At 43.2% G+C, this 6,024-nt stretch carries 7 protein-coding genes; 4 read left to right on the top strand and 3 right to left on the bottom strand.

All coding sequences use genetic code 11. From position 1 onward, the window contains the following. Positions 1 to 93: 93 nt before the first annotated feature. From nadD to HMPREF9304_RS06580, 3 genes are all read right to left on the bottom strand, one after another. Complete coding sequence (gene nadD, locus HMPREF9304_RS06590; RefSeq protein WP_036927605.1) at positions 94 to 669, bottom strand: nicotinate (nicotinamide) nucleotide adenylyltransferase; 576 nt, start codon at positions 667 to 669, stop codon at positions 94 to 96. Beyond that, positions 666 to 1,712 (bottom strand): guanylate kinase, encoded by a 1,047-nt coding sequence (gmk, locus tag HMPREF9304_RS14010; protein WP_081953663.1) that lies wholly within the window; start codon positions 1,710 to 1,712, stop codon positions 666 to 668. The genes nadD and gmk overlap by 4 nt, the downstream gene beginning before the upstream one ends. 186 nt (positions 1,713 to 1,898) lie before the next feature. Next, positions 1,899 to 2,774 carry a YicC/YloC family endoribonuclease gene (locus tag HMPREF9304_RS06580; protein ID WP_036927603.1) on the bottom strand — a complete coding sequence of 292 codons (876 nt, stop codon included), beginning with the start codon at positions 2,772 to 2,774 and terminating at the stop codon, positions 1,899 to 1,901. A gap of 92 nt (positions 2,775 to 2,866) precedes the next feature. On the opposite strand from HMPREF9304_RS06580, the gene tsaB reads away from it, so the two are divergent. From tsaB to rimM, 4 genes are read left to right on the top strand one after another with little or no spacing between them, the layout of a single operon-like run. Continuing rightward, entirely contained in the window at positions 2,867 to 3,559 is a 693-nt protein-coding gene (tsaB, locus tag HMPREF9304_RS06575; protein WP_008124982.1) for a tRNA (adenosine(37)-N6)-threonylcarbamoyltransferase complex dimerization subunit type 1 TsaB, read from the top strand. A gap of 50 nt (positions 3,560 to 3,609) precedes the next feature. Further along, a complete protein-coding gene (locus HMPREF9304_RS06570; protein WP_036927600.1) occupies positions 3,610 to 4,203 on the top strand; it encodes a DUF4290 domain-containing protein in 594 nt (197 codons plus the stop codon). Positions 4,204 to 4,207: 4 nt separating this feature from the next. Then, positions 4,208 to 5,518, top strand: a complete 1,311-nt coding sequence (gene murA / locus HMPREF9304_RS06565) for a UDP-N-acetylglucosamine 1-carboxyvinyltransferase (RefSeq protein WP_036927599.1) — start codon at positions 4,208 to 4,210, stop codon at positions 5,516 to 5,518. Then, on the top strand, positions 5,511 to 6,020 hold the full coding sequence (gene rimM / locus HMPREF9304_RS06560) for a ribosome maturation factor RimM (protein ID WP_036927598.1): 510 nt from the start codon (positions 5,511 to 5,513) through the stop codon (positions 6,018 to 6,020). The genes murA and rimM overlap by 8 nt, the downstream gene beginning before the upstream one ends. Positions 6,021 to 6,024 lie beyond the last annotated feature (4 nt).

Raw genomic sequence — 6,024 nt, 5'->3', positions numbered from 1 at the left:
GGTTGTTTTCACGCGAGTTATGAGAGGCTCTTTGTAAAGAAAATTCAGCATTTATAATTCTTCTATGAAAAGCATTGCCAACCCTACATACGCTCATGGATGTGGATAATACCGAGTGGCAAGTGGCACGATAGCAGAGGGTATCAACAGATCTACTGACTTGCCTTGCTGGATGCGTTGACGCACTTCCGTACTACTGATGTTGTATAGGGGCGTATCTACCAAATGAACATTTGAGGGCAATGACGCTGTGTCAATGGCGGTGTGCTGGCGTGGATAGATAATGATTTCGTATTTTTGAAGGATTTCTTGATAGTGTGCCCACTGATTGAACACGTGCCAGTTGTCAGCGCCGATAATGAGTGTAAACGAGGTGTCAGGATGTTCATTCGATAAACATTGCAGCGTATGCCAAGTATATGACGGTTTAGAGAGTCGGAATTCATCATCTTTAGCAATGAGTCTTGGTTCGTCTTGTAATGCAACCTGTGCCATTTTCAAGCGCAAATGGTCATCGAGCAAGCTGCCTTGTGGCTTCAAGGGATTTTGAGGAGACACCATGAACCATATCTCATCCAAGGAGGAAAGCCTAAGAATGTGCTTTGCCAACTGGATGTGTCCATTGTGAATGGGGTTGAAAGAACCGCCAAAGATGCCGATAGATTTCAAAGTCTTAGAAATTCTTGTATGATTTGCAGTGTTTCAGTCTTTGCTTTGTCCAAGTCGTCATTCACCACCACTTTGTCAAACTGCGATGCGAAGGTCAGTTCGTAAGCCGCCTTGTTTAAGCGATCTTCTATCACTTGTGGCGCATCAGTGGCACGGCTCTCTAAACGTCTCCGCAGTTCATCAATAGAAGGGGGTTGAATAAAAATGCTCAATGCCCTGTCGCCATAAAACCGTTTGATGTTTACGCCACCTTTAACATCTACATCAAAAACAACGTTCTGACCCGCTTTCAACTGGTTGTCCACTTGCGTTTTCAATGTTCCATAAAAGCGATCTTCATACACCTCTTCGTATTCCAAGAACTCATCGTTGTCAATACGTTCGCGAAACTCTTGTGGACTAACGAAGAAGTATTCCACACCATCTCTCTCTGTACCTCTTGGTTTACGACTTGTACACGAGATAGAGAAAGCCAACTTTAGTTCTGGATGTTCTTGCATGAGCCAGTTCACGATGGTACTCTTTCCACTTCCAGAGGGAGCAGAGAAGATGATGAGGCGAGATGAGAGCCTCCCCCCGCCCCTCCCAAGGAGGGGAGCTTTGTCAGTGGACGTGGTGTTTTGTACGGTCTGCTGTTTGTTTTGTTCGTTTAGATGATTCATGATATGTCTTATTTTCAGAAGTACGTTTTGCGTGTCTGCCAACACCTCTTCGTTTGTGAATCGTATAACATAATAACCAAAAGACTCGAGATATGCTGTTCGCTGTTCGTCAGAGATGATTTGGTCGCCAATGAAGTGATAACCCCCATCTACCTCAATAATCAACTGTTTGGAAAGGCATACAAAGTCGGGAATATATTGACCAATCGGATGCTGTCTTCTGAATTTTGCTCCCAGACGATTTCCCTTTAAGTATTCCCAAAGCACAACTTCGGCTTGCGTCGGATAGTTTCGATGTTGCAGTGCCCGTTGTTGCAAAACTGTGTATAAAGAAGCATCTGCTGTCTCGTATTTATATTTTTCTTGCCTGTTTTTCCCCATGTCCTTTATCAACAGTCATCAGCGCAGTGAATAGAGTTCAGGAAGATAGCCTTTCCTTCAATCCCAAAGTACAAATGGTACAGCTCTCCTGTGTGTGAGTCATTTTTATAAATCCTAATCGCTCTATCCTCTCCAGCTTATACCTCCCCTCCTTTGGAGGGGTAGGGGGAGGCTCCCCTTCTTGGCTTACAGAGCGTTGAGCACCTGCTCTTTAATCTGTTCCAACTCATCTTTCATCTGCACTACAATGTTCTGCATTTCAGCCAAATTACTTTTTGAACCAGTAGTATTGATTTCACGTCCCATCTCTTGTGCGATGAATCCGAGCTTCTTGCCGTTGGGAGCAGTTTCGTTCATGGTATCACGAAAATATTTCAAGTGATTGGCAAGGCGTTGTTTCTCCTCGCTGATGTCGAGTTTCTCGATGTAATAAATGAGTTCTTGCTCCAAGCGGTTCTTGTCGTATTCGGCATTTGGAATCTGTTCGAGACCATCTACAATTCGGGTTCTAATCTTTTCTACGCGCATCTTCTCATAAGGTTCTATCTCTTGAAGTAGACGCGCAATGTTATCAATCTTCTCATTGAACTTATTTTGTAGAGCCGCACCTTCCTGTTGACGGAAGCTAATTAAATTCTGAAGTGCGTCCTCTATTGCCTGTCTTGCCATATCCCACTCTTCGTCCTGCAGTACTTCGATTTCTGTTTTCAATGTGATGTCGGGCAATCTGACAATTGTTTGAAACCAATCCAAGGGCTCTGGAATGCCTGTTGTTTTTGCTATTTGTTTAATCTGTTGGTAATAATGCGCAACAATATCCGAGTTAATCGGGTTTACTTCGTTAGCAATATCCTTCTCTATCCAAATAGAAAAGTCTATTTTCCCACGATCCAGCGCACTCGATACTTGCTGTCTAATCTCCATCTCCTTTTCTCGATACAGCGGTGCGATACGAGTAGAGAGGTCGAGCGACTTACTGTTAAGGGATTTGATTTCAACATTTATTTTTTTTTCTTTGTAGGTTACGATTGCTTTTCCGTAACCCGTCATCGATTGTATCATAGCTTCAACACGTTAAATTTATGCAAAAGTAATCATTTTGCAGGAAAAAAGCGTAAATTTGCATTTTAATTTAGGATTATATAGATAGACGTATGTCGTGTATTTTAAGCATAGAGACGAGTACAGATGTATGTTCTGTGGCTGTAAGTCAGGATGGAACATGTATTTTTGAGAAAGAAGATAGTAGCGGTCCCAATCATGCTGTCAAGCTTGGTGTATTTGTAGATGAGGCCTTATCGTTCATTGATAGTCATTTAATTCCGTTAGATGCCGTAGCTGTGAGTTGTGGTCCGGGGTCTTATACAGGTCTTCGAATAGGTGTGTCCATGGCAAAAGGAATTTGTTACGGACGCTCCGTAAAACTGTTATCAGTACCAACGCTCCATCTCTTGTGTGTGCCTGTCTTGCTTCGCGAACAGATTCAAGAAGAGAATGCGCTGTTGTGTCCGATGTTGGATGCTCGTCGCATGGAAGTATATGCACAATTGTTTGACAGAGCATTGAATGAGGTTCGTCCCATTCAAGCCGATGTGGTCGATGCGGATACATATAAGTCGTATCTCGACGAACGTCCAGTTTATTTCTTTGGGAATGGTGCCGAAAAGTGTATCGAGGTAATCAATCACCCCAACGCTCATCTCATCAAGAATGTAGAGCCTTTGGCAAAATACATGTTCCCTTTGGCAGAGAAGCGGATGATGAATGAACAATTTGAGGATGTAGCCTATTTTGTTCCGTTTTATTTGAAGGATTTCGTTGCCAAAACCCCTAAGAAATTGCTTTAACGTTGCCTTGTTGATTCGGTAAGTTACGGTCTATTGAAAAAAAAGAAGCTATGGATATTAAAGGATTAGATTATAATACCCAACGTGAGAAACTCATATTGCCAGAATATGGCCGTGAGGTACAAAATATGGTTGATTATGCGTTGACCATTACCGACAGACAAGAGCGGCAACATTGTGCCGAGACCATTGTCTCCACAATGGCTCGTATGTTTCCGCAAAACAAGGAGAGCGAGGAATACCTACGCAAGCTGTGGGACCATTTGGCTATTATGAGCAATTTTGAATTGGACATCGATTATCCTTTCGATGTATCTCAAGCAGCTAAGATTTATACGAAAGCAGAGCCTGTGCAGTATCCCATGAACCGTATTCCTGTGCGACATTATGGCAACATGATGTTTGAAATGTTTGAAAAACTGAAGAACATGGAGCCTGGGGAGGAACGTGACGAACTGACTCGTATCACTGCTAACCAGATGAAGCGTGACTTGGTACAGTGGGGGCATGGCTCTTCGGATGATGAGAAAGTGGCTTTTGATTTGGAAAGGTTTACAGATGGGAAAATCGTACTCGACCTTAATCAATTCAAATTCGATCGCATCGATATGCGAGATATAGATAAAAAACGAAAGAAGCGATAAGTCTATGGAGGCATTTGTCATTGAAGGCGGTCATAGGCTGAGTGGTACGATTCAACCCCAAGGTGCCAAAAATGAAGCTTTGCAAGTGATTTGTGCAACGCTTCTTACGTCAGCACCTGTTAGAATAAAGAACATTCCTGACATTCTTGATGTGAACAATCTTATTCGTCTGTTGCAGCAAGTAGGCGTCAAAGTAACTCGTGTTCATAAAAATGAATATATCTTTCAAGCCGATGCCATTGATTTGGCTTATTTGGATAGCGACGAGTTTGTTCAGAAGTGCTCTTCTTTGCGAGGTTCGGTGTTGATGATAGGTCCTCTGTTAGGCCGTTTAGGTAGAGCAACTATCGCAAAACCGGGGGGAGACAAGATTGGACGTCGCCGTTTGGACACACACTTCTTGGGTTTCAAGAAGTTAGGCGCAAGCTTTAAGCACGAAGAGTCTCGTAACATCTATCATATTGAAGCCGAGCATTTGCATGGAACATACATGCTTTTGGACGAGGCTTCGGTCACGGGTACTGCCAATATTATCATGACAGCTGTTTTGGCTAAGGGTACTACGACCATTTACAATGCAGCCTGTGAGCCTTACATTCAACAGTTGTGTCGTTTGCTGAATGATATGGGAGCAAAGATTAGTGGCATTGCCTCAAACCTTTTGACGATTGAGGGCGTTTCAACTCTGCATGGAGCAGAACACACGGTATTGCCCGACATGATAGAGGTAGGCTCGTTTATTGGCATGGCAGCCATGGTAGGTGATGGAGTAAGAATCAAAGATGCTTCCGTAAAAAACCTTGGCATCATCTTGGATTCTTTCCGTCGACTGGGGATAAAGATAAAAGTTGAAGGTGACGACATCGTGATTCCGCATCAACCCCATTATCAAATAGATTCGTTTATAGACGGCACCATCATGACATTGAGCGATGCTCCATGGCCAGGACTTACCCCTGACTTGCTGTCAGTCCTTTTAGTTGTTGCCACCCAAGCACGGGGGAGCGTACTCTTTCATCAAAAAATGTTTGAAAGTAGACTCTTCTTTGTGGATAAACTTATCGATATGAGGGCACAAATCATCCTTTGCGACCCACACCGTGCAGTTGTCGTAGGGCATGACAGGAAGATCAGACTGCGTGCAGGACGTATGAGTAGTCCAGACATTCGGGCAGGGATTGCCTTGCTGATTGCTGCATTGAGTGCTAACGGAACAAGTAGAATAGAAAATATAGCCCAGATAGACCGTGGGTATGAGAATATTGAAATGCGCCTGAATGCTTTAGGGGCACATATAAAACGAGTAGATGATTAAGAAAGAGGATGTTTGCCGTATTGGACAAATAGGAAAGCCACATGGGGTAAAAGGCGAATTGTCTTTTCATTTTGAGGACGATGTGTTTGATCGTACGGATGCTGACTACCTTATATTAGAGGTAGATGGCATTTTGGTGCCTTTTTTCTTTGAAGAATATCGCTTCCGTACCGATGTGACAGCTTACATAAAGTTTTGCGATGTCGATACAGAAGTGCAAGCTCGTGAACTGACAGGGAGTGAAGTATTCTTCCCACGTTCTGTTGCACATCAAGACGGCACATGCAGGTCGTGGGCGCAGCTTTTGGGTTTTTCTCTCATTGATGCTACAACAGGACACCAAATAGGAGTGATTCAATCAATTGATAATACGACGCTTAATGTCTTGTTCGAGCTGGAAGGTGGTAAATTGATACCAGCTAATGAAGAACTCATTACGGACATCGACGGAGAGAAACGTCAAATATTCATCACATTGCCAGAAGGTTTATTAGATTTATAAGCTC

It is taken from the genome of Hoylesella timonensis S9-PR14 (assembly GCF_000762405.1).
GTDB classification, from domain to species: domain Bacteria; phylum Bacteroidota; class Bacteroidia; order Bacteroidales; family Bacteroidaceae; genus Prevotella; species Prevotella timonensis_A.
The sequence above is the reverse complement of the archived record's forward strand: the minus strand, read 5'-3'. Positions and strand labels throughout refer to the sequence as shown.